Here is a 22,774-nt window from a genome sequence, read left to right on the forward strand (position 1 = left end):
CGCCACCTGAAGCCTATCAGGGCACGATGAGCGTGCCGGCGCCTTCCGTGAAGATTTCCAGAAGCACGGAATGCGGCGTCTTGCCGTTGAGGATCACCACGCCCTGAACACCGGCCTTGATGGCGTCGATGCAGGTCTCGACCTTCGGGATCATACCGCCGGAAATCGTGCCGTCCTTGATGAGCGCACGCGCCTGCGAGACGGTGAGTTCCTTGATGAGTTCCTTGTTCTTGTCGAGAACGCCGGGAACGTCGGTGAGAAACAGCAGACGCGAGGCGTGAAGCGCACCCGCAATCGCGCCGGCGAAGGTATCGGCGTTGATATTGTAGGTGGCACCATCGCGGCCAGGCGCGACCGGGGCGATGACCGGGATCATTTCCGACTTGGCGAGCAGGTCGAGCAGGGTGCGGTCGACTTCGGTGACTTCGCCGACGAAGCCGAGATCGAGCACACGTTCGATATTGCTGTCGGGATCGATGACGGTCTTTTTCGCCTTTTCGGCGAAGACCATGTTGCCGTCCTTGCCGCACAGGCCGATCGCCCATTCGCCCGTCTGGTTGATGAGGGCGACGATTTCCTTGTTGATCGAACCGGCCAGAACCATTTCGACGATCTCGACCGTCTTGGCGTCGGTGACGCGCAGGCCACCCTCGAATTTCGATTCGATGCCCATCTTGGTCAGCATCGCGCCGATCTGCGGGCCGCCGCCATGTACGACGATGGGGTTAATGCCCGATTGCTTCAAAAGGGCGATGTCTTCCGCGAAAGCCTTGCCGAGCGTGGAATCCCCCATGGCGTGACCGCCATATTTCACCACGATGGTCTTGTTCTCGTATTTCTGCATGAAAGGCAGAGCCTGTGCGAGCAGCCGCGCCTGAGTTTCGCTTTCGGAAGACGTCATCTAAAAACCTCGGTCTGTGGTTGCGGCCGTTGAAAGCCTGTCACCGCTCTAAAGCAAGTCTTTGACGGATGAAATAACCTCCTGGCCTTATTGTGTCGGCAGCGGTCAAATTTCTTTTTTTTGGCTGTCCCGGCCCCGTAATGAGATTGACATAAAGGCCCAATGGGACCAGCCTTGCAGGGGAAAGGGGAGGGGTTAATTCAGGGCGATATGGGATATCGCGCGCCGCGGGAGCGATGCTGACCTGAACGACCGAGGAGCGAGAGACCACATGACGGCACCCGATCGAGACAAGCAAAGCGGTTTGCGGGATGAAGTCCTTGCGGGCGAATATGTGCTGGGTGCCCTGCCGCCGGAAAGCATGGCGGAACTTGCCAAGCGCGTCAAACGCGACCGCCAGTTCGCGGCCATGGTCAGGCGCTGGCGGGACAATCTGGCGGAAACCGAATATCGCGAAAACGCGACCGTCGCCGCGCTGCTGGAACGCGATCCAAGCCGCTCCGGCCTGCCATTCAGGGGCCAGCCGCTACGGGGTGGCAGCATGTTCGCAGCCATGCTTTCGGAGGTCTGGCATTCCGTGCGCTTCTGGCGCCTTCTGGCGTTGACGGCGACGCTCTGGACCGCCGTTCTGCTTTTCACCATCGCCTGAGAGGCGTGCCTCTCAAAGAGAGATCGTTCTGACGATCTCGGCCCGCAGGCTATCCAGCCCGAATGATTTTTCCGAGGATGTGGCGAGAACTTCCGGATAGGCGGCGGGACGCTTGCGGATTTTCTCCAGCGTTTCGCCGATCAGCCGCGGAACGCCGGCATCCTTGATCTTGTCCGTCTTCGTCAGCACGATCTGGTAGGAAACGGCCGCCTTGTCGAGCAGAGTCAGAACCTCCTCGTCGTTCTTTTTCACGCCGTGGCGAGAATCGATCAGCACGTAAACGCGCTTCAGCGTCGCACGGCCGCGCAGATAATCGAAGACGAGCTTCGTCCAGGCATCGACCTGATCCTTCGGGGCCTGCGCATAACCGTAACCGGGCATGTCGACCAGCGCCATCGGCGGCAGATCGCCCGCTTCGCCGGAATAGCCATCCGGAACGAAATAATTCAGTTCCTGCGTGCGTCCGGGCGTATTGGACGTGCGGGCAAGCCCCTTGTGACCCACCAGCGCATTGATGAGCGAGGACTTGCCGACATTCGAACGACCGGCGAAGGCAATCTCCGGCGGGCCTTCGGGCGGCAGGAATTTCATTGCGGGAACGCCGCGAATGAAAATCCAGGGTCGCCCGAACAGGGGCTTTTCGGTTGCCGTGCCGGTCTCACTCATTTCGATTGCACCGGCTTTCGCTTGAACAGTCCCTTGATGTTATCGAACAGCTCGATCTTGGCACCCTGGCGCTTCATGATGACGGCCTGCTGGGTGATGGAGAGCGTATTGTTCCATGCCCAGTAGATGACCAGACCTGCCGGGAAGGAGGCCAGCATGAAGGTGAAGATCAGCGGCATCCAGTTGAAGATCATCGCCTGCGTCGGATCGGGCGGCGTCGGGTTCATGCGCATCTGCAGGAACATGGTGATGCCCATGACCAGCGGCCAGACACCGATCATCAGGAAGTGCGGAACATCATAGGGCAGAAGGCCGAAGAGGTTGAACAGCGATGTCGGATCCGGCGCGGAAAGGTCGTGAATCCAGCCGAAGAACGGCGCATGCCGCATTTCGATGGTGACGTAGATGACCTTGTAGAGCGCAAAGAAGACCGGGATCTGCAACAGCATCGGCCAGCAGCCGGCAACAGGATTGATCTTCTCTTCCTTGTAGAGCTGCATCATCGCCTGCTGCATGGCCATGCGGTCATCGCCATGCTTGGCCTTCAACTCTTCCATCTTCGGCTGCACGCGCTTCATGTTCGCCATGGAAGCATATTGCTTGCTGGCGAGCGGGAAGAAGAGAGCCTTGACGACGATGGTGGTGAGCAGGATCGCCACACCGAAATTGCCAAAATAACGGAAGAAGAAATCCATCAGTTTGAACATCGGCTTGGTGATGAAGTAGAACCAGCCCCAGTCGATCAGAAGGTCGAACTTCGGAATGGCGTAGGTCGTCTCGTAACGGTCGACCAGCGGCACTTCCTTGGCGCCGGCGAAAACGAGGCTCTTCAGCTCGATCGACTGGCCGGGCTCGACCGTCAGCGGGTCGCTCTTGAAATCGGCCTGATAGCTCGGCTGATTGCCGGTAATGTGCGAATAACGGGTTTCGAACGGCGTCGTCTGGGGGGGGACGATGGCCGCGGCCCAATATTTGTCGGTGATGCCGAGCCAGCCGCCGGTCGCCTTGGCAACCGTTACCGGTGCTTCTTCGACGTCCTTGTACTTTTCTTCCGTCAGGCTGCCGTCTTTGCCCGAAACGCCGAGAAAGCCTTCATGGATGACGAAGACCGGAGGAACTGCGGGCTTGTTGTTGCGCGTCACGCGGCCATAGGTGGCGAAGGAGATCGCCGCCTGTCCGGGGTTCTCCACCTTGTCGGCGACCGAGATCATGTAATGCTCGTCGATCGAAACCGTGCGGGAGAAAATCACGCCCTTGGAATTGGTGTAGGTGAGGGTGACCGGGGTGGTTTCCGTCAGCTTGTCGCCGCTTGCCAGCGTCCAAACGGTGGTCGGGCCGGGAACGCCGCCGACTTCCTGTGCCGCAACGTAACCGAGTTCGGTGAAGTAGCCGTCCTTGGTGTCGGAGGGCGAGAACAGCGTGATGATCGGGCTCGAGTCATCGACGGTCTCATGGTAGTCCTTGAGCCGGATGTCATCGAAGCGGGCGCCGGTAAGGTTGATCGAGCCGGCGATGGCGTTGGTCTCGATGGCGACGCGCTGGGTTCTCGCAATCGACTCTTCGCGGGTCGCCGTGGCGGCAGTCTGCGGTGAGGAAGCGGGCGGTGCGCCTTCAACGGCAGCACCTGGTGCGGCGCCCGGCGCCGGCTGCTGTTGTTGCGTCGTCTGCTGCTGCGCCTGGCGGGCCTCTTCGGCGCGGCGCTGCTGCTCGATACGCGGATTCATGTAAAGGAATTGCCAGGCGAGGACGATGACAACCGAAAGGGCTATCGCGATGAAGTAATTACGGTTCTTTTCCATCATTCTTTCCTGGAGCGGGTCTCCTGGGACCGTTTCGGTTTCGCCGTTCCTTCAATTCGCTCGTTAAGGAGAGACTGAAGTTTCGGGAAGGCCGTATCGAGCACGTCCCTGCGGGCGACAATCACATAGTCATGACCGGGCTTCATTGCGAATCCGGCAGAAAGCCTGACGGCTTCCTTGAGACGGCGGCGCATGCGATTTCGCTCTACCGCGTTGCCTTGTCTTTTCGTTACGGTAAAACCGACGCGAGGCTCGGTTTCCGGGGCTTTCCGGTCAAGCACTTCCAGAAGAAAGGTGCCTCCCCGCCGTTTTTCCCCCGCCTGAACGGCAAGGAACTCCGACCGGTTTTTAAGCCGGCCGGGCAGTTTTCCTGTCTTACTCATGTGCCCGCGACTTTCACCGGGTCACAGAGGCGGCAATTAAGCCGAAAGACGAGCGCGGCCGCGCGCACGGCGGGCTGCGAGAACCTTGCGGCCGCCGGCGGTAGCCATACGGGCGCGGAAGCCATGGCGACGCTTGCGGACAAGCTTGGACGGTTGGTAAGTACGCTTCGACATTTATTTAATACCGCGGTGTGCGGCCCTTCTTGAATTTGCAATAATTTGCAAGAGCGTTTCGTTTTTTGCACGGCTAACCCCGCCTGGGCGAGCTTTCAATGGCCGAGCGTGCGCGGCTTATAAGGGCATAGGCCGAGCAAAGTCAATTGCCGAAGGGGTTTTCGCGCTTCACCTTTTGCGGAAAACGCACCGCCATCTCCTTCGCCGACTGCCGATAGAGGCCGATTCCGGCGCGCAATCGATAAAATCTGAAATTCTTTCTTAACGCAGCATTGATAAATCTTGTGACGCGAAAAGTTATGCCAGCTTCCCATTTTCATCGCGCGGCTGGTTTTTGTTGGGGGGAACGAAGTTGAGAATTCGCGGTCGTATCAATCTACTTGTCGGGCTGATGAGCCTTGTGGCCTGTACTATTGGCGGGCTGTCCATCTATGCGATCAACGAATTCCGGGTTCGGTCGCATCATTTCGAGGAAACCGCCGAGAGGGCCTACAAGGGCGAGGCGCTCAACCGTCTGGTAACGGCGGTCGTCATGGAGGCACGCGGTGTCTACGCGGCAGCCGATGTGGCGGCAGCCACCCCCTTTGCCGACGGCATGGTCAAAAACCTCGACGCCATGGAAAAGCTCATTGCCAGCTGGGCGCCGCTCGTGCCGGCGGAACAGCAGGCGAGTTTCGACAAGCTTGTCGGTCGGTCCAAGGAATTCCGTACCTTCCGTCTGGAGACCGTGCGACTGGCGAAGGAAAACGGACCGCAGGCGGCCAGCCAGCAGGGCAATAACGAGGCGAACCGCGCCAATCGCAAGGCCTATCAGGCGGAGATCGATGGTGTCGTGAAAAACGACCTTGCCGAACTTGAAGTCGTGAAGGCAGGAGTCGATTCTTTCAGCACTGCCATATTCTGGGTGATCGTCGCGGTGACGGTTGCCGGTGTCGGCGCGGGAGCCGCCTTCGGCCTTTACATCGGAACACGGCAGCTCAGCGCGCCGATCCGCAGGGTTTCGCAGGTGATGAATGCCGTGGCCGATGGAAATCTCGACGCGGACGTCCCCTATCTCGGCCGCAACGACGAAATCGGCGAAATGGCTGCGGCCGTCGAGGTCTTCAAGAAAAACGGCAGCGAAGTGCGCCGCATGAATGCGCAGGAAGCCGCCATGCGCGCCAAGAGCGACGATCTGCAGGCCGGCATGGCCATCGTCGTCGACGCTGCGGCCCAGGGCGATTTCAGTCGCCGCATCAACAAGGACTATGGCGACGACAACCTCAATCGTTTCGCCGCGACGATCAATTCGCTCCTCACCGGCGTCCATAATGGCGTATCCGAGACCAGCCGCGTCATCGAAGGCCTTGCGCGGGGCGATCTGACGGAGAGAATGGATGGCGAGTTCCGCGGCGTCTTTGCCGAACTCCAGGGGAACGTCAACCAGACGCTGACCAAGCTGCGCGAGACGATGCGCGAAGTGCGTGGCAGCACGGAAGGCATCAGCGGCAACGCGAACGAATTGCGCTCGGCGGCCGATGACCTGTCGAAGCGGACGGAACAGCAGGCGGCGGCGCTGGAGGAAACCTCCGCCGCTCTGGATGAGATTACCGCCGTTGTTCGCAACTCGACCGACCGTGCGCAGGAAGCCAGCGCCATGGTCGCCGAAACGAAGCAGAAGACGGAAGAGTCCGCCAATGTCGTGCGCGATGCCGTGTCCGCCATGGATCGCATCGAGCACGCCTCGCGCGAAATCAGCCAGATCATCAACGTCATCGACGAAATCGCCTTCCAGACGAACCTGCTGGCGCTGAATGCCGGCGTGGAAGCCGCCCGTGCGGGTGAAGCGGGCAAGGGCTTTGCCGTCGTCGCGCAGGAAGTGCGGGAGCTTGCGCAACGATCCGCGACGGCCGCGAAGGACATCAAGGCGCTGATTACCAAATCCGGCGAAGAGGTCGGGCGTGGCGTATCGCTGGTGCAGAGAACCGGCGGCGCACTGAGCGAGATCGAGACACGCGTTCTGGCAATCAACGAGCACATCCATTCGATCGCCACGGCCGCCAGGGAACAGTCCACCGGCCTGCATGAGGTGAATACCGCCATCAACCAGATGGACCAGGTAACGCAGCGCAACGCCGCCATGGTGGAGGAGACCTCGGCCGCAACCCACAAGCTGAGCAGCGAGGCCGACCATCTCGTGACGCTCGTGGCGCGCTTCAACGTCGGCGCGGAGAATGTGCAGCGCAGCCCCCGCATCGAGCAGCCCGCGAGGCCGATGACGGTCTCCGCCGGACCGGTGGCAGTCTCCGGCAGGACGCCGGCGGTGGCGTCTCCGGCCCGCAAATTGATGAACAGCGTTAGCCGCGCGCTTAACGCCCAGCCTGCGGCAGCACCCGCGCATGGCGACTGGCAGGAATTCTAGGCGACCAGCGGTCCGCTTCAAACCGAATCATCTTCGAACGCCGCCCCTGCCGGGCGGCGTTTGTTTTTCCGGCGATGAAAACCTTTATTTTGCAGCGCATTGGAAAAATATCCATTAGGTCCTATTATCATCGCTGCATATAAACCGAGCCGTTTCACGCAAGCAGCGGCGCGCATACAGGATCATGGCCCGGTGTTTTCTAAAGGCGTAGACAGCTTGGACCGCACGCAAGACGATCCGGTGCATTGCATGCCGGGATTGACCGCCGGTCTTTCGGGACGGCTGCTGCTGCTCACGGTCATCTTCGTGATGATCGCCGAAGTGCTGATCTTCGTGCCTTCCGTCGCCAATATGCGTCTTTCATGGTTGCGCGACCGTCTGAACACGGCTGCGGCCGCCGGCGCTGTTATCGACGGCCTGCAGGCCGAACTGCCGCGAAGCGTGCAGAACGACACGCTGATGGCAACCGGGGCGAAGCTTATCGCGCTGCGCAAGGACGGCACCTCACGCCTGCTCGCCGTGGCGGAAACGCCGCCTGGCGTCGATGAGCAATATGACCTTTCCGACGTTTCGCAGGTGGCGGCGGTGCGGGACGCCTTTTCCACCCTGCTGTTCGGCGGCAACCGCGTCATCCGCGTTTTCGATGTCGTCGGCGACAGCGACACGATCATCGAACTGGTGCTCGGCGAAAACAAGCTGCGGGCGGCAATGCTTGCCTATGCCCGCAACGTTTTCCTGATTTCCATCGTCCTGTCGCTGATCACCGCAGGCCTGATCTTCATTTCCATCAACCGCATCATGATCCGGCCCATACGCCGGCTGACGCTCGGCATGCAGAACTTCTCGGAGGATCCGGGTAATCCCGAGCGGATTTTCGTGCCCGAGCAGGGGGCAGACGAATTGGCGGTTGCGGGCCGCCACCTCGCCGACATGCAGACCGAATTGCAGAAAACCCTGCGCCAGCAGAAGAACCTCGTAGATCTCGGCCTCGCGGTCTCGAAGATCAATCACGACATGCGCAACATCCTGTCTTCCGCGCAGCTCATGTCGGACCGTCTGGTGGATGCAAAGGATCCGATGGTCAGGAGCTTCGCGCCGAAACTGCTGCGCACCATCGACCGCGCCGTGGCCTATACCGGTGAGGTTCTGGCCTATGGCCAGGCGACCGAAGGCGCACCGAAACGCAAGATGGTGCAGTTGAGCCTTCTGGTGCGGGATGTGCGCGATATTCTGGCGCTCGATCCGGACAGCGGCATCGAGTTTCAGGACAGCGTCCCATCCGATCTCACGGTCGATGCGGATTCAGAGCAGCTTTTCCGGGTCATCCACAATCTCTGTCGCAATGCCGTTCAGGCCCTGCAATCGGATACCGCGAATGCCGGGCTTCGGCATCTCTCCATCTCGGCCCAGAGGGCCGGCAGCGTCGTCAGCATCGTCATCGACGACAATGGGCCGGGCATGCCGCGCAAGGCCAAGGAGAACCTGTTTTCCGCTTTCAGGGGTTCGGCTCGCTCCGGCGGCACGGGCCTCGGGCTGGTCATTGCCCGCGAACTCGTGCTTGCCCATGGCGGCACGATCGCGCTCGTCGAAAAGCCCGGTCCCGGCACGCAGTTCCGCATCGAGATCGCCGACCGCGCCGCGTCCGTACAGGCGGCCAGAACCGCCTGAAAAACCTGCTTTGCAGCCGGTTCGCGCAATCATTCTTCCCGCCCAAACGGACAGGGTATCTGGCCCGTGGAAAATGACCCTCATGGAATTTCCAATAAAATCAATGTGATACATGAATTGCTGCGGAAAAATGACAATTTCGAAGCGAAATCGCTTGCATTCGGAATGAGGACGTTTTAGAGGATCGCCACGCCACCGGAAACGACCGGAACGGCACGCACCCGTAGCTCAGCTGGATAGAGCACCAGACTACGAATCTGGGGGTCAGGAGTTCGAATCTCTTCGGGTGCGCCATTTCTCTTCCCATAAAATTAAGTCCCGAGACAATCGCCGTCACGCGCGATATCGCTGATATCGGCAAGTCCTCAGGCGGATGCTTCGACGCTCCCCAGGACCGCGTGAATTCCGAACATCCCGAATATGTGCTAAAGTCACCCCGTCATCAGATGTCCCCGGGGTGAAAGCCATGTTGGAAGCGGACAAGGTATTTGCGGGTTCGATTCCGGAAAATTACGACCGCTATATGGTGCCGCTGATTTTTGCGCCATTCGCCGCCGATCTGGCGCGTCGGGCGGCGGCCTTGATGCCGATTGATATTCTCGAAATCGCCGCAGGCACCGGCGCCGTCACGCGCGAATTGGCTTCCCGATTATTGCCCGCGGCAAACTATGTGGTAACCGACCTCAACCAGCCGATGCTCGATTTTGCAGCGTCGCAACAGGCGCCGGATCGCCGCATAAAATGGCAGCAGGTGGATGCCCAGACACTGCCTTTTGAAAACGCTGTGTTCGATCTCGTTTTCTGCCAGTTCGGCGCGATGTTCTTTAATGACCGCTTGTCGGCCTATCGCGAGGCAAAGCGGGTATTGAAGCCCGGCGGACATTATTTATTCAATGTATGGGATCGCATCGAGGAAAATCACTTCGCGGATGACGTGACGAACGCCCTGGCGCGCCTGTTCCCCGACGATCCGCCGCGCTTCATGGCCCGTACTCCGCACGGTTATCATGACACGGCACTCATTCGCCGCGAGCTGGAGGCGGCCGGTTTTTCCCGCGTGACGATTGAGACGGTGACCGCGCAGAGCCGAGCCTCTTCACCGCGCATTCCGGCCGTGGCTTATTGTCAGGGAACCGTGCTTCGGACGGAAATTGAGGCGAGAGCACCGGGAGGGCTCGACACCGCGACAGATTGCGCCGCCGCGGCCATTGAAGCACGGCATGGCGGTGGCGCGGTTGCCGCGAAAATTCAGGCGCATGTGATTCTCGCCGCCGTTTAAACCGGCGCTGCCGGCCCGGTTCTCAGTCTATAAATGCGAACGGGGAATATTTGAGCAATACCCCTAAATATTAGTGGTTTTGGGTGGAGGCCTGTACCAAAGGGTTTTCCGATAGTCCGAGATTATCGGGCTTTCGAGTGTCATCGAACTTTCCGCAAACCTTCGTCATATTGTCATACAATATAAGCATATGCGCTCCAGAAAAGGAGCGCAGAATGACGCCACAATCACTTGAACTTTCGGGCATCGGCAAAGGCTTCGGGGCTGACGATGTTCTGAAAGAGATCGATCTCTCCATCCGTCCCGGAGAGTTTTTGTCTCTCGTCGGCATGTCGGGCTGCGGCAAGTCCACGCTTCTGCGTATCATTGCGGGGCTGGAAACACCGGATCGCGGTTCGGTCTCCATCGGCGATCAGGATGTGACAGAGGTTGATCCGAGCGATCGCAATCTGGCGATGGTTTTCCAGTCCTATGCCCTTTATCCGCATATGAGCGTGCGCCAGAACATTGCCACACCGCTCAGGATGCGGCGTCTGCCCTTCGCCGCGCGCCTGCCGCTGGTCGGACGGTTTGTGGCCCCGGCAGAAACGCTGAGCCAGATCGATGCCGCCGTCGAACAGGCGGCCGAGACGCTACAGATCGCGCATCTGCTGGATCGCAAGCCGGCGCAGCTTTCCGGCGGCCAGCGCCAGCGTGTGGCGCTTGCCCGGGCGCTGGTGCGTTCGCCCGCCGCCTTCCTGATGGACGAGCCGCTCTCCAACCTCGATGCGAAGCTTCGCGCCCATATGCGTGAGGAACTGGCCGGACTGCACCGTCGGCTGGGGGCGACCTTCATCTATGTCACCCATGACCAGATCGAAGCCATGACCATGTCCGACCGCATCGCGTTGATGTCGGAAGGCCGCATCGAACAGCTGGGCACGCCGGACGAGCTTTATCGCAAGCCCGCGACGCTGACAGTCGCGCGTTTCATCGGCACGCCATCGATCAACCTGCTGCCGGTCGAAATCGACACGCAGGGTAAAGTCACGGCCTTTGGACGCGATCTTGGCATCGAGGGTGTGGGCCGCGATGCCGGCCCGGCGACGCTCGGCCTTCGTGCCGAAGATTTGCGCCCGGGCGAAGAAGGTTTTGCCGTGCGCGTGGTGCGCAGCGAAACCCACGGGGCCGACCGCTTTGTGAGTTGCCGCCTGCTGAGCGACGAGACGGTCGCCATCACCCTGCGTCAGGGCGCCGGCGATGCCGTGGGCGCGGATATGAATGGCGTGATGAATCTCGGCTTTGCGCCGGAACGCGCGCATCTTTTCGCGGCCGATGGCCTGCGCCGCAAGGTGACGGTGCGCGAACGGGTGCCGGCATGACGGCGGTCGATTTTTCCAAGGCCGCGCGCGCGAAGGCTCGCCCGCGGCTGTCAAAGGCGGACCGGCGGATGATCTGGCGCGGCCTGATGTTCGCAGCGCCCGCAAGCCTGCTGCTTCTGGCGATCTATATCGTTCCGATGCTCGTTCTGGCCGGTTTTTCCGTCACCGATTACCAGCTCGGTTCGCTCTCCACCCGCTTTGTCGGCCTTGGAAACTTCGTTAAGGCATTTCAGGATCCGGTCTTCCTGCGCTCTCTGGCCAATACCGCCATCTATGCGCTCATCGTCATTCCCTTCGGTGTGTTTCTGGCGCTCGGCGTGGCTTTGCTCGTTTATAACCGCAAGCGCAGCCGGGCTTTCTGGGAGGTGGCTTATTTCCTCCCGGTCACCGCAACCCTCGTCGCCATGGCGACCGTGTGGCAGTTCCTGCTGCATCCTTCGCTCGGTCCGGTGAATGCGGCGATCAAATGGCTGGGCTTCGAGCCGGTCGCCTTCCTCTCCAATCCCGTCCTCCTCATTCCCACCATGGCGCTGATGGGCGTCTGGCAGATCCTGGGTTTCAACATGGTGCTGTTCCTCGCGGGCCTCACCGCCATTTCGAAGGATCTGCACGAGGCGGCGCGGCTGGATGGCGCCAAAAACCCGATCGACCGCTTCCTGACCGTAACTTGGCCGATGCTTGGGCCGACGACCATGTTCGTGGTGGTCACCACCTCCATCTCGGCCTTCAAGGTATTCGAGACGGTGGCTGTCCTGACGAAGGGCCGCTTCGGATCGGAAACCCTGCTGTTCGATCTCTATCTCGAAGGTTTCGAATATTCGAACACCGGTTATGCCGCCGCGCTGACGATTATCTTCCTTGCGATCGTGCTGGTCCTGTCTATCGGCCAGACGCTGCACATGGACCGGAAGGTGCACTACTGATGGCCGCACTCCGCAAATATCTCCCACATCTCGTGCTTGCCCTTGGCGCTTTCGTGATGCTCCTGCCGTTCTACTGGATGGTATTGACCTCGATCCGCTCACCAGCAGAGATTTTCGATGTCTCGCTTTGGCCGATCCCGCAAAAATTCGACGCTGTGGATAATTATGCCCGGGCGGCGGGTCAGGTGCCGATGGCGCGTTTCATGCTCAACGGCGTCATCGTCTGCGTCGGCATTCTCGTCGTGCAGATCCTGACGTCGGTTCCGGCTGCCTATGCGCTGGCAAAGCTCCGGTTCCCGGGCCGCAAGCTGCTGCTGGGCCTCGTCATTGCGGCGCTCTGCGTTCCCATTCAGGCGCTCGCTCTCCCGCTTTTTGTCGGTCTCGCCAAGACGGAGCTTCTGAATACCTATTTCGCGATGATGATGCCGTTCTTCCTTTCGGTCTTCGCCATCTTCCTGTTCAATCAGTCCTTCCGCAGCTATCCGAATGAAATCATCGAGGCTGCCCGCATGGATGGGTTCTCGGAAATGGAGATTTGCTGGGGGCTGGTCCTTCGCGGATCGCTGCCTTCGCTCGCGGCTTTCTCGATCTTTTCGCTCGTTGCCCACTGGAACGACCTTTATTGGCCGATGATCGTGGTCTCCGACACCAATCTCGCCCCGCCGCCGCTTGGAATGATGCTCTTCGCCGATGTCGAATCCGGCGCGAATTACGGTGCGCTGATGGCGGGCGCCACACTGATTACCGCGCCGATGGTGCTGTGCTTCCTCCTCGCACGACGGCACTTCATCGCCGGTATTACCATGACCGGCGTCAAGTGACGCCGTTCAGATTTCCTCCTCCCAACCTCTCTGGAGACTGACATGAAACTCAACCGACGCGCTGTGATGGGCGGTCTGGCTCTCGGCATGGCTTTTGCGGGCCTCGCTCAGCCGGTTCTGGCCAATGAAATCACGCTCAACGTTCTTTACAACCTGCCGGGCTTCACCAAGTTTCATCAGCCGCTGGCCGATGAATTCATGAAGAAGAACCCGGACGTGAAGATCAACTTCCTCGCTCCGGCCGCCGGTTATAATGAAGGCCAGCAGCAGGTTCTGCGCTCCGCCGTAACGGGCAATCTGCCGGATGTTTATTTCTCGGGTTACAACCTGACGGCGGAACTCGTTCACACGCTCGCACCGCGCAACCAGATCACCGATCTCGGCCCGTTCATTCAGGCTGAAGGCGGCCAGGCCTTCCTCGACAAGAATTACAGCCCGAAGATGGCTGCCCTCGGCCAGATCGACGGCAAGCAGTATGGTCTGCCGGTCAACGCCTCCTCGCCGATCATCTACATCAACTCCGACCTCGTCACCAAGGCTGGCGGCGATCCGGACAAAATGCCGACGACCTTTGCGGAACTCATTGCTCTCGCAAAGAAGATCAAGGCTCTCGACCCGAAGTTCGCCGGCATGAGCTACGACATCAACGGCTGGCCGGATGACTGGTTGTGGCAGGCGCTCATCGTCGAACAGGGCGGCAAGCTCGTTGACGAGAAGGCCAAGACCGTTGGCTTCGACAACGAGATCGGCCTCAACGCCCTGAAGATGACCCGTCAGTTCGTCACCGAAGGCGGCCAGAACCTGCTCGACTGGGATCAGTCGCGCCAGCAGTTCGGTGCAGGCCTCACCGGTTTCATCTTCTCGACGCCTGCCCATGTTCAGACGATCCAGGGTCTGGTCGGCGACCGCTTCAAGCTGAAGACCGCGACCTTCCCGCTCGACAACAAGGAAAAGGGCGGCGTTCCGACCGGCGGCAACTCGGCTGTTATCCTGACCCAGGAAAAGGCCAAGCAGGACGCCGCCTGGAAGTACCTGAAGTGGATCACCGGTCCGGAAGCGCAGAACACCATTGTTCGCATCACCGGTTACCTGCCGACCAACAAGCTGGCCACCGGCCCGGACTTCCTTGCTCCTTATTATGTCGAGAACCCGAATGTGAAGACCGCTTCGCTTCAGGCTGACCGTTCTCTGCCCTGGGCCGGTTATCCGGGTGGCGATTCCGTCCGCATCTGGCGCACCCAGCGCGACATCATCGGCACCGTCATGCGCGGTGAGGTGACGCCGGAAGCCGGTCTCAAGCAGATCGTCGAGCAGACCAACGCCCTGCTGAAATAAGCAAAACCATCGAAAAGGCTGCGGGGAAATCCGTTCCCGCAGCCATTTTGCGCAGAAAGACCTGTTATGAAGATCATCCAGATCACCGACACCCATCTCGTACCCCCCGGCATTGCTGTAAACGGCGTCGACCCGGAAAAGCAGCTGCGCGCGGCGGTGGCCGATATTGTCGAAAAACATGCCGACGCCGATCTTCTTGTGATGACGGGTGATCTTTGCAATTACGGCGAGCCGGAAGCCTATGAGCTGCTTCGCGATATTCTCGCGCCCGTCTCGATCCCCGTGCAGTTGATGCTCGGCAATCACGACCGCCGCCCGGAATTCGTGGCCGCCTTTCCGGAACAGCCGCGTGACGATAACGGCTACATCCAGTCATTCATCGATACCGAATTCGGTCGGCTGCTGTTTCTCGACAGCCACGAGGCCGATGTGATCGGCGGCATGTATGGTGCGGATCGTCTGGCATGGCTGGAGAGTGCGCTGGAAAGCGCGGGCGACCTGCCGGTGACGGTGTTCATTCATCACCCGCCGATGGATTGCGGCATCCGCCATTTCGAACATATCGGCATGCATGATGACGGTGCTGTCATGCGCCGTCTCGCCGCTCATCCGGCCGGTATACGTCATATCATTTTTGGCCATATCCATGTGCCGATGGCAGGTACGACCGCCGAAGGCATCGCCTACAGTTCCGGTCAGGCCTGCGCGCACCGTTTCATCACCGATATCGATGTTGTCGATCCGCTGTGGACGGGCGGCAATCCCTGTTACCGGGTCATAAGCCTCGGCGCATTTGGTCTGCGTGCCTATGATGCGGAAGCGGGGCAGGTCGTACTCGGTCAGGCGCCTGTCTGCGAAGGCCCCTGACACCGGACGTTTCCGTATTGCACGGAGATGACCTTCGCCTCGTCGCCTGTTGCCGGTGGTGAGGGAGAGATTTTTGACGATTGCAAGGCTGCGGTGGCGAGAAGACCCCCGTGGCCTGTCGCGCCGATGCGCCACTTCTGGTTTGTTGAACGGGATGTGATGCATCGGAACCATGGTTCCGTGCGCACCCTTGATCTATGTCAGTTTCATCGATGAAACTGCACGCCATAGTCGCCGAAAGGTGGCCAGCCGAATGCCGTGCCATCGTGATGACAGATCATGGAGAATTGCATGCTTGAAAAGCGTATCCGCAACGCGTCCCTCTTGAACAGGATCGTCAGCGCCGAAGAGGCCGCCAGTCTCATTCAGGACGGCATGACGGTGGGCATGAGCGGCTTTACGCGCGCCGGCGAAGCGAAGGCGGTGCCGCTGGCGCTGGCCGAGCGCGCCAAAACGAACCCCATGAAAATCACCCTGATGACCGGCGCCTCGCTCGGCAACGATCTCGACAAGACCATGGTGGAGGCGGGCATGCTGGCGCGTCGCATGCCGTTCCAGTCCGATCCGGCTTTGCGCAGGGCGATCAATGACGGCAAGGTGATGTTCATCGACCAGCATCTTTCCGAAACGGTGGAGCAATTGCGCGGCGGCCAGATTCACGGGGTCGATATCGCCATTGTCGAGGCTGTGGCGATCACGGCGGAAGGCGGCATCGTGCCCACCACCTCCGTCGGCAATTCCGCAAGCTTCGCTATTCTGGCCGATAAGGTGATCGTCGAAATCAACCTGTCGCAGCCCGAGGTGCTGGAGGGGTTGCACGACATCTTCATTCCCGCCAGGCGCCCGACCCGCATGCCCATTCCGGTTGTGGCGACGGATAGCCGTGTCGGCCTGCCGTTCATTCCGGTGCCGCCGGAAAAGATCGCCGCCATCGTGCTGAGTGACAAGAGCGACAGTTTTTCAACCGTGCTGCCGCCGGATGACGAGACGAAGGCCATTGCCGGCCATCTCACCGAATTTCTGTTGAACGAGGTGCGTCATGGCCGCATGACCCATGAACTCCAGCCGCTCCAGGCTGGCATCGGCACCATTGCCAATGCCGTGATGCACGGTTTCATCGGTACGCCGTTTCACGATCTCAAAATGTATTCGGAGGTCCTACAGGATTCGACTTTCGAACTGTTTGATGCGGGCAAGCTGACTTTCGCCTCCGGCTCGTCGATCACGCTGTCTTCCGCCATGAACGAGCGGGTGATGCCGCGACTGGCGGAATATAAGAGCAGGCTTATCCTGCGGCCGCAGGAGGTCAGCAACCACCCGGAAGTCATCCGCCGCCTTGGCATTATCGGCATCAACACGGCGCTGGAATTCGATATTTATGGAAACGTCAATTCCACCCATGTCGGCGGAACGCACATGATGAACGGCATCGGCGGCTCGGGGGATTTCGCCCGCAACGCCTATATGTCCATCTTCGTCACCAAATCGATCGCCAAGGGCGGGGCCATTTCAAGCGTCGTGCCGATGGTCAGCCATGTCGATCATACCGAACATGATGTCGATATTCTCGTCACCGAAATCGGGCTTGCCGATCTGCGTGGGCTGGCGCCTCGCGAGCGCGCGGCGGTCATCATCGCGAACTGCGTGCATCCTGATTATCGCGATGCGCTGATGGATTATTACCAGCGGGCGGCAGCGCGGGGTGGGCATACGCCGCATCTCATCGAAGAAGCGCTCTCCTGGCATGCGGCTCTGCGCGAAAGGGGCACGATGCTGCCGCAGAAATAGGCCTGCATTTTACGAGGCACCCCGTTGCCGGTGTGACAGCCGTGCAATTGGGTCCGTTTGGACACACCGGGGCGGAAATTGTCCGCTCCCGTGCTGTGGTTGCTGGCGCGTCTGTTCCGCCTCCGGTAGAAAATCCTCTCCCCCGGCTGCTGTCCGGCTGCCTCTGGGTTGTAGGAGAGTAAAGTGATGCCCATTCGCTTCGTGGCCATGATCGCCATTGTCGCCCTGCTCGCCGGCTGCGGGGGGCGTCCGATTGGGGTCATGACGCCCACGGGGCAGACCGTGGCGGGAACCACACCGGTCAATCTTCTGGTTGCCACCACCCGCGCGCCATCGGAAAACGCCGCCGTGCTTTTTGGCGGCGAGCGTGGAACGGGTCTGAAGGTGGATGCGGTGACGGTTTCCATTCCGCCCAATGCCAACCGCAAGGTGGGGCAGGTGCAATGGCCGAAGAAACTGCCGCCGAACCCGCTGAAGGATTTCACCACGGTTGCGGTGGAGCCCATTCGCTCCGAAGCCGAGACACGAAGCTGGATCAGCAAACATATCCAGAAGGACCGCCGCGTGCTGGTCTTCGTGCATGGTTTCAATAACCGTTACGAAGAATCCGTCTATCGCTTCGCCCAGATCGTCCATGATTCCGGCACGGATGTCGTGCCGGTGGTCTTCACCTGGCCGTCGCGGGCGAGCATTTTCGACTATAATTACGACAAGGAAAGCACCAACTACTCGCGCGATGCGCTGGAGGAGATGCTGACGCGACTCGCCAAGGACAAGTCCATCGGCGAGGTCACGGTCATGGCCCATTCCATGGGCACCTGGCTTGCGGTGGAGGCGCTGCGCCAGATGGCCATCCGCAATGGCCGCGTCGATCCGAAGATCGGCAATGTCATTCTCGCCGCGCCGGATCTGGATGTGGACGTGTTCAGCCGGCAATTCGCAAGCCTCGGCAAAACCCCGCCGAAATTCACTCTGTTCGTTTCACAGGATGATAGGGCTCTCAGCCTGTCACGCCGCATTTCCGGCAATGTCGATCGTCTCGGCCAGATCGACCCATCGGTCGAACCCTATCGCAGCGAGCTTGAAAAGGCCGGCATCACCGTTCTGGATTTGACCAAGCTGCAATCCGGCGACCGCCTGAACCATGGAAAATTCGCCGAAAGCCCCGAAGTTGTGCGGCTTATCGGCGACCGCCTTATCGCCGGCCAGACGGTGACGGATTCCGATGTCGGTCTGGGTGAGGCGCTGGGTGCCGTCAGCATCGGGGCGGCGCAAACCGTCGGAACGGCGGCCAGCGTCGTGGTCAGCGCGCCGATTGCGGTCTTCGATCCGCGCACGCGTGAAAATTACGGCAGGCAGGTGGAACGGCTCGGCCGATCCGTGGAAAATACCGTCGGATCGGTGGGCGATACCGCCGGTTCCGTGGTGGACGATCAGGCTGTTCAGTCATCGAGAGTGAATTGCGAGGCGGTCGCCAACCGAAATCGGGCGGAATGCCGTAGCCGCTAAATCGTGATTAAAGGGGCGACTTCGAACTTTCCGCGTTTTCGAGGCCGCACCCTTGTAGATTTGTATACAGCTTGTATTTTTATCTGTATGGTCGGGTCAACAACCCAACTTCCGGAGTAGACCCCCATGCGTTGGAAACGCACCCTCCAGCTTCTCGATGTTCATTGCGAAGGCGAAATCGGCCGTGTCGTCACCGGCGGCGCGCCGAAAATTCCCGGCAACACGGTGGCCGAACAGCTTCACTGGATGAATACCGATCCGCAGGGTGAGGCGCTTCGTCGCTTTCTGACACTGGAGCCGCGCGGCACGCCGATGGGGTCGGTCAATCTTCTCCTGCCGCCGAAGCACCCGGATGCGCACGCCGCTTTCGTCATTCTCCAGCCGGATCAGGCGCATGCCAGCTCCGGTTCCAATTCCATCTGCGCGACGACGGCGCTTCTGGAAAGCGGCATGGTGGAAATGCAGGAGCCGGAAACCGTTGTCATCCTCGAAACGGCCGCCGGTCTGGTCAAGGCCACGGCCACCTGCCGCGACGGTCGTTGCGAAAAGGTCAAGCTGACCATGGTGCCGTCTTTCGTGCATGCGCTGGATGTCGGCATCGACACGCCCGAATGGGGCAGGGTGACGATGGATATTTCCTATGGCGGCATTTTTTATGCGCTGGTCGATGTCCGCCAGATCGGCCTGACGATCGAAAAGGCCAATGCGGCAAAGCTGGTCTCGGCGGGCATGATCCTGAAGGATCTGGTCAACCGTGAAATGACCGTCGTTCATCCGGAAATCCCGGCCATTTCCGGTGTCGCCTATGTCATGTTCCGCGATGTGGATGCGGATGGCTCCATCCGCACCTGCACCACCATGTGGCCGGGCCGGGCGGATCGCTCGCCCTGCGGAACCGGCAATTCCGCCAATCTCGCCACGCTATATGCGCGCGGCAAGGTGAAGGTGGGAGACGAGTATAAATCCCGCTCGATCATCGGTTCGGAATTCGATGTCGGCCTTTCCGCCGTCACCGAGGTGGCAGGCCGCCCGGCTGTCATCCCCACCATTGCCGGGCGCGGCTTCACCTTCGGGCTGCATCAGGTGGGTCTCGATCCGTTTGATCCGCTGGCCGATGGTTTCGCCATGACCGATGTCTGGGGCCCGGAAGCGGGCAACATCTAAGGCACGCTTTAAAAAAATGACATTTACAGCCGCCGGATGGACTTTGGCGGCTGTTTTCCCGCGGCAAAAGATGCTAAGCGGGCGCCAATTCCGTCATGCTCCGAGGTATCCCGATGAAGTCGCTCACCCTGCGCCGCCCTGATGACTGGCACCTGCATCTGCGTGATGGGGCAATGCTGGAAGGGGTGATCGGGGATACGAGCCGCCACTTCGCCCGCGCCATCATCATGCCGAACCTGGTGCCGCCGGTCGTCACCACGGCCGATGCCCGCGCCTATCGCGAACGCATCGTCAAGGCAATTCCCGCGGGTGACCGTTTCGAGCCGCTGATGACCCTCTATCTGACCGAGGACACGCAGGCCGACGATGTGGAAGAGGGCAAAAAAAGCGGCCTCATCACTGCCGTAAAGCTCTACCCGGCCGGTGCGACCACCAATTCCCATGGTGGTGTGCGCGATTTCAACAAGGCCATGCCGGTTCTGGAGCGCATGGCGAAGATCGGCCTGCCGCTTTGCGTGCATGGTGAGGTAACGACGCCGGAAGTCGATATTTTCGACCGCGAGAAGGTGTTCATCGATACGGTTCTGGAGCCTCTGCGCCAGCGCCTGCCGGAACTCAAGGTGACGATGGAGCACATCACCACCCGTGACGGCGTCGACTATATCAAGTCTTCCAAGGCCAATCTGGCCGGCTCAATCACCACGCATCATCTCATCATCAACCGCAACGCCATTCTGGTTGGAGGCATCAAGCCACATTATTACTGCCTGCCCGTCGCCAAGCGCGAGGAGCACAGGCTGGCGCTGCGGGCTGCCGCGATCTCGGGCGATGCACGCTTCTTCCTCGGCACGGATTCCGCCCCGCATGTGGACCCGCTGAAGGAATGCGCCTGCGGCTGCGCCGGCATCTATACCTCGATCAACACCATGAGCTGTCTTGCCCATGTCTTCGAGGATGAAAATGCCCTCGATAAGCTGGAAGCCTTCGCTTCGCTCAGTGGCCCGGCCTGGTACGGTCTTGCGCCGAACGAGGAAACGATCACGCTGGTCAAGCGCGAGGAAGTGGTGGCCTTTCCCGAAAAAATCGAAACGGGCGCTGGGCCGGTCACAGTGTTTGACCCGATGTTCCCGCTCCATTGGGATGTGAGCTGATTTTTTGATGACCGCCGGCACTGCCGGCGGTTTTGTTATGGTCCCCAGGCATTCGCCCTTCGGCGCCGCCTGCGGATGCCTGCGATACTGAACCGAGATGTTGTGCTTTCCGAAAACCGATCCGGGTTTTCGGAGCGATAAACCAAGGCCGAAAAAGGAGAACGCCTATGAACCATTTCACATTCACTGACCGCGCCGTCGTTGCGGAACTGGTTGCGAAGATGTTGTGGGAAATCAAGGCGGTCCACTTCAATTCCGAAAGCCCCTACACCTTCGCTTCGGGCATGAAGAGTCCGGTTTACATCGACATGCGCAAGCTCATCTCCTTCCCGCGCATCCGCTCGGCGGCGATGGATTTTGCGGCGGCGGCGGTGATGCGCGAGGCCGGTTTCGAGAAGTTCGACTGTGTGGCAGGCGGCGAGACGGCGGGCATTCCCTTTGCCGCTTTCCTTGCCGAGCGCCTCGGCCTGCCGATGATCTATTGCCGCAAGAAGCCGAAAGGCCATGGCCGCAATGCCCAGATCGAAGGCCATATGCCGGAGGGAGCCCGCGTTCTCGTCATCGAGGATCTGACGACGGCCGGCGGCTCGATGTTCACCTTCATCGACGCCATCCGTGCGGCGGGCGGCATTGTCGATCACGGCATCGCGCTGTTTTATTACGGCATCTTCGAAGAAGCTGAAGCGCGCTTCGCCAATGGCAATGTCAAGCTGCATTACCTTACCACCTGGCGCGATGTTCTGGCGGTTGCCCGGGCTGAAAAACTGTTCGACGAAAAGACCCTCTCCGAGGTCGAAGCCTTCCTCGATAACCCGCTGCCATGGTCGGCAAAACGCGGCGGTGTCAGCGAATTGCCGCAATCTTAATTTCGGATGCGGCCAGCCCGGTTTTGCGGCTGGCCTTCCGATCGATCTTCGTCTAAATCGATTTAAGTCCATTTGATTTGCTGTTTTGAGGAGGACCGTAATGATCCTGTGTTGTGGTGAAGCCCTGATCGACATGCTGCCCCGGCAGACGACGCTGGGTGAGGCGGGTTTTGCCCCCTATGCAGGCGGAGCGGTCTTCAACACGGCGATTGCGCTGGGGCGTCTCGGTGTCCCTTCCGCCTTCTTCACGGGTCTTTCCGATGACATGATGGGCGATATCCTGCGGGAAACACTGCGCGCCAGCAATGTCGACTTCAGCTATTGCGCCACCCTTTCGCGGCCGACCACCATCGCCTTCGTGAAGCTGGTGGATGGCCATGCGACCTATGCCTTCTATGACGAAAACACCGCCGGCCGGATGATCACCGAGGCAGAGCTTCCGGCGCTGGGCGCCGATTGCGAGGCGCTGCATTTCGGCGCGATCAGCCTTATCCCCGAACCCTGCGGCAGCACCTATGAGGCGCTGATGACGCGCGAGCATGAAAGCCGTGTCATCTCGCTCGATCCGAATATCCGCCCGGGCTTCATCAAGGACAAGCAGTCCCACATGGCCCGCATCCGTCGCATGGCGGCCATGTCGGATATCGTGAAATTCTCGGATGAAGACCTCGCCTGGTTCGGGCTGGAAGGCGATGAGGACACGCTTGCCCGCCACTGGCTGCACCATGGTGCGAAACTCGTCGTTGTCACCCGTGGCGCCAAGGGCGCGGTGGGGTATAGCGCCAATCTTAAGGTTGAAGTGGCCTCCGAGCGGGTGGAAGTGGTCGACACTGTCGGCGCAGGCGATACCTTCGATGCCGGCATTCTCGCCTCGCTGAAAATGCAGGGCCTTCTGACCAAGGCGCAGGTTGCCTCGCTGACGGAAGACCAGATCAGGAAGGCTTTGGCGCTGGGCGCGAAAGCGGCCGCTGTCACCGTTTCGCGGGCGGGCGCGAATCCGCCCTTTGCGCACGAAATCGGCTTGTGATGAGCGCGGTTGAACCATTTTGAAAAGGTGGTTCAACACTCT

Annotated in this window: 20 protein-coding genes and 1 tRNA gene; 16 read left to right on the forward strand and 5 right to left on the reverse strand. The window is 60.1% G+C overall.

Annotation, left to right across the window (positions count from 1 at the left end; all coding sequences use genetic code 11):
- Window positions 1-16: 16 nt before the first annotated feature.
- Window positions 17-901: an acetylglutamate kinase gene (gene argB, locus FGF54_RS00280; RefSeq protein WP_003503698.1), complete on the reverse strand. Its 885-nt coding sequence runs from the start codon at window positions 899-901 to the stop codon at window positions 17-19.
- A gap of 271 nt (window positions 902-1,172) precedes the next feature.
- On the opposite strand from argB, the gene FGF54_RS00285 reads away from it, so the two are divergent.
- Window positions 1,173-1,550: a hypothetical protein gene (locus FGF54_RS00285; RefSeq protein ID WP_020812283.1), complete on the forward strand. Its 378-nt coding sequence runs from the start codon at window positions 1,173-1,175 to the stop codon at window positions 1,548-1,550.
- 12 nt (window positions 1,551-1,562) lie between these two features.
- Here FGF54_RS00285 and yihA read toward each other — a convergent pair whose 3' ends face one another.
- Genes yihA through rpmH form a run of 4 tightly spaced genes read right to left on the reverse strand, consistent with a single transcriptional unit; the run spans window position 1,563 to window position 4,572 of the window.
- Window positions 1,563-2,216 (reverse strand): ribosome biogenesis GTP-binding protein YihA/YsxC, encoded by a 654-nt coding sequence (gene yihA, locus FGF54_RS00290; RefSeq protein ID WP_035263945.1) that lies wholly within the window; start codon window positions 2,214-2,216, stop codon window positions 1,563-1,565.
- Window positions 2,213-4,015, reverse strand: a complete 1,803-nt coding sequence (gene yidC / locus FGF54_RS00295; RefSeq protein WP_003520032.1) for a membrane protein insertase YidC — start codon at window positions 4,013-4,015, stop codon at window positions 2,213-2,215. The genes yihA and yidC overlap by 4 nt, the downstream gene beginning before the upstream one ends.
- The gene (gene rnpA / locus FGF54_RS00300) at window positions 4,015-4,398 is read right to left on the reverse strand and encodes a ribonuclease P protein component (protein ID WP_142778615.1); all 384 of its coding nucleotides are present in this window, start codon (window positions 4,396-4,398) and stop codon (window positions 4,015-4,017) included. The genes yidC and rnpA overlap by 1 nt, the downstream gene beginning before the upstream one ends.
- Window positions 4,399-4,434: 36 nt before the next feature.
- On the reverse strand, window positions 4,435-4,572 hold the full coding sequence (gene rpmH, locus FGF54_RS00305; protein ID WP_003493611.1) for a 50S ribosomal protein L34: 138 nt from the start codon (window positions 4,570-4,572) through the stop codon (window positions 4,435-4,437).
- A 352-nt stretch (window positions 4,573-4,924) separates the two neighbouring features.
- On the opposite strand from rpmH, the gene FGF54_RS00310 reads away from it, so the two are divergent.
- The 15 genes from FGF54_RS00310 to FGF54_RS00385 all read left to right on the forward strand — a co-directional run bounded on the left by FGF54_RS00310 (window position 4,925) and on the right by FGF54_RS00385 (window position 22,732).
- The gene (locus FGF54_RS00310) at window positions 4,925-6,973 is read left to right on the forward strand and encodes a methyl-accepting chemotaxis protein (protein ID WP_059759392.1); all 2,049 of its coding nucleotides are present in this window, start codon (window positions 4,925-4,927) and stop codon (window positions 6,971-6,973) included.
- A gap of 249 nt (window positions 6,974-7,222) precedes the next feature.
- A complete protein-coding gene (locus FGF54_RS00315; RefSeq protein ID WP_035263949.1) occupies window positions 7,223-8,641 on the forward strand; it encodes an ATP-binding protein in 1,419 nt (472 codons plus the stop codon).
- A 217-nt stretch (window positions 8,642-8,858) separates the two neighbouring features.
- Window positions 8,859-8,935: transfer RNA gene (locus FGF54_RS00325), tRNA-Arg, on the forward strand.
- 172 nt (window positions 8,936-9,107) lie between these two features.
- Window positions 9,108-9,920 carry a class I SAM-dependent methyltransferase gene (locus FGF54_RS00330; RefSeq protein ID WP_142778616.1) on the forward strand — a complete coding sequence of 271 codons (813 nt, stop codon included), beginning with the start codon at window positions 9,108-9,110 and terminating at the stop codon, window positions 9,918-9,920.
- A gap of 215 nt (window positions 9,921-10,135) precedes the next feature.
- On the forward strand, window positions 10,136-11,281 hold the full coding sequence (locus FGF54_RS00335; RefSeq protein WP_168207953.1) for an ABC transporter ATP-binding protein: 1,146 nt from the start codon (window positions 10,136-10,138) through the stop codon (window positions 11,279-11,281).
- Window positions 11,278-12,204 (forward strand): carbohydrate ABC transporter permease, encoded by a 927-nt coding sequence (locus FGF54_RS00340; RefSeq protein WP_142778617.1) that lies wholly within the window; start codon window positions 11,278-11,280, stop codon window positions 12,202-12,204. The genes FGF54_RS00335 and FGF54_RS00340 overlap by 4 nt, the downstream gene beginning before the upstream one ends.
- The gene (locus FGF54_RS00345) at window positions 12,204-13,025 is read left to right on the forward strand and encodes a carbohydrate ABC transporter permease (RefSeq protein ID WP_003520023.1); all 822 of its coding nucleotides are present in this window, start codon (window positions 12,204-12,206) and stop codon (window positions 13,023-13,025) included. The genes FGF54_RS00340 and FGF54_RS00345 overlap by 1 nt, the downstream gene beginning before the upstream one ends.
- 42 nt (window positions 13,026-13,067) lie before the next feature.
- On the forward strand, window positions 13,068-14,360 hold the full coding sequence (locus tag FGF54_RS00350; RefSeq protein ID WP_003503651.1) for an ABC transporter substrate-binding protein: 1,293 nt from the start codon (window positions 13,068-13,070) through the stop codon (window positions 14,358-14,360).
- 66 nt (window positions 14,361-14,426) lie between these two features.
- Entirely contained in the window at window positions 14,427-15,227 is an 801-nt protein-coding gene (locus FGF54_RS00355; protein ID WP_142778618.1) for a phosphodiesterase, read from the forward strand.
- Between the two features lie 291 nt (window positions 15,228-15,518).
- Window positions 15,519-17,015 carry an acetyl-CoA hydrolase/transferase family protein gene (locus FGF54_RS00360; protein WP_142778619.1) on the forward strand — a complete coding sequence of 499 codons (1,497 nt, stop codon included), beginning with the start codon at window positions 15,519-15,521 and terminating at the stop codon, window positions 17,013-17,015.
- Window positions 17,016-17,201: 186 nt separating this feature from the next.
- Window positions 17,202-18,524, forward strand: a complete 1,323-nt coding sequence (locus FGF54_RS00365) for an alpha/beta hydrolase (protein WP_142780082.1) — start codon at window positions 17,202-17,204, stop codon at window positions 18,522-18,524.
- A gap of 126 nt (window positions 18,525-18,650) precedes the next feature.
- Window positions 18,651-19,688, forward strand: a complete 1,038-nt coding sequence (locus FGF54_RS00370) for a 4-hydroxyproline epimerase (RefSeq protein ID WP_142778620.1) — start codon at window positions 18,651-18,653, stop codon at window positions 19,686-19,688.
- Window positions 19,689-19,801: 113 nt separating this feature from the next.
- Entirely contained in the window at window positions 19,802-20,839 is a 1,038-nt protein-coding gene (gene pyrC, locus FGF54_RS00375; protein WP_142778621.1) for a dihydroorotase, read from the forward strand.
- Window positions 20,840-21,006: 167 nt separating this feature from the next.
- Window positions 21,007-21,705 carry an orotate phosphoribosyltransferase gene (locus FGF54_RS00380; protein ID WP_003520012.1) on the forward strand — a complete coding sequence of 233 codons (699 nt, stop codon included), beginning with the start codon at window positions 21,007-21,009 and terminating at the stop codon, window positions 21,703-21,705.
- A gap of 100 nt (window positions 21,706-21,805) precedes the next feature.
- Entirely contained in the window at window positions 21,806-22,732 is a 927-nt protein-coding gene (locus FGF54_RS00385; RefSeq protein ID WP_003520009.1) for a carbohydrate kinase, read from the forward strand.
- Window positions 22,733-22,774: the final 42 nt, after the last annotated feature.

Source organism: Agrobacterium sp. T29 (genome assembly GCF_006970545.1).
Taxonomy (GTDB): domain Bacteria; phylum Pseudomonadota; class Alphaproteobacteria; order Rhizobiales; family Rhizobiaceae; genus Agrobacterium; species Agrobacterium leguminum.

What these genes read in the sequence shown, in the direction of transcription:
- argB (WP_003503698.1), bottom strand. Translation starts at nt 901, where the DNA reads ATGACGTCTTCCGAAAGCGAAACTCAGGCGCGGCTGCTCGCACAGGCT.
- FGF54_RS00285 (WP_020812283.1), top strand. Translation starts at nt 1,173, where the DNA reads ATGACGGCACCCGATCGAGACAAGCAAAGCGGTTTGCGGGATGAAGTC.
- yihA (WP_035263945.1), bottom strand. Translation starts at nt 2,216, where the DNA reads ATGAGTGAGACCGGCACGGCAACCGAAAAGCCCCTGTTCGGGCGACCC.
- yidC (WP_003520032.1), bottom strand. Translation starts at nt 4,015, where the DNA reads ATGGAAAAGAACCGTAATTACTTCATCGCGATAGCCCTTTCGGTTGTC.
- rnpA (WP_142778615.1), bottom strand. Translation starts at nt 4,398, where the DNA reads ATGAGTAAGACAGGAAAACTGCCCGGCCGGCTTAAAAACCGGTCGGAG.
- rpmH (WP_003493611.1), bottom strand. Translation starts at nt 4,572, where the DNA reads ATGTCGAAGCGTACTTACCAACCGTCCAAGCTTGTCCGCAAGCGTCGC.
- FGF54_RS00315 (WP_035263949.1), top strand. Translation starts at nt 7,223, where the DNA reads ATGCCGGGATTGACCGCCGGTCTTTCGGGACGGCTGCTGCTGCTCACG.
- FGF54_RS00330 (WP_142778616.1), top strand. Translation starts at nt 9,108, where the DNA reads ATGTTGGAAGCGGACAAGGTATTTGCGGGTTCGATTCCGGAAAATTAC.
- FGF54_RS00335 (WP_168207953.1), top strand. Translation starts at nt 10,136, where the DNA reads ATGACGCCACAATCACTTGAACTTTCGGGCATCGGCAAAGGCTTCGGG.
- FGF54_RS00340 (WP_142778617.1), top strand. Translation starts at nt 11,278, where the DNA reads ATGACGGCGGTCGATTTTTCCAAGGCCGCGCGCGCGAAGGCTCGCCCG.
- FGF54_RS00345 (WP_003520023.1), top strand. Translation starts at nt 12,204, where the DNA reads ATGGCCGCACTCCGCAAATATCTCCCACATCTCGTGCTTGCCCTTGGC.
- FGF54_RS00350 (WP_003503651.1), top strand. Translation starts at nt 13,068, where the DNA reads ATGAAACTCAACCGACGCGCTGTGATGGGCGGTCTGGCTCTCGGCATG.
- FGF54_RS00355 (WP_142778618.1), top strand. Translation starts at nt 14,427, where the DNA reads ATGAAGATCATCCAGATCACCGACACCCATCTCGTACCCCCCGGCATT.
- FGF54_RS00360 (WP_142778619.1), top strand. Translation starts at nt 15,519, where the DNA reads ATGCTTGAAAAGCGTATCCGCAACGCGTCCCTCTTGAACAGGATCGTC.
- FGF54_RS00365 (WP_142780082.1), top strand. Translation starts at nt 17,202, where the DNA reads ATGCCCATTCGCTTCGTGGCCATGATCGCCATTGTCGCCCTGCTCGCC.
- FGF54_RS00370 (WP_142778620.1), top strand. Translation starts at nt 18,651, where the DNA reads ATGCGTTGGAAACGCACCCTCCAGCTTCTCGATGTTCATTGCGAAGGC.
- pyrC (WP_142778621.1), top strand. Translation starts at nt 19,802, where the DNA reads ATGAAGTCGCTCACCCTGCGCCGCCCTGATGACTGGCACCTGCATCTG.
- FGF54_RS00380 (WP_003520012.1), top strand. Translation starts at nt 21,007, where the DNA reads ATGAACCATTTCACATTCACTGACCGCGCCGTCGTTGCGGAACTGGTT.
- FGF54_RS00385 (WP_003520009.1), top strand. Translation starts at nt 21,806, where the DNA reads ATGATCCTGTGTTGTGGTGAAGCCCTGATCGACATGCTGCCCCGGCAG.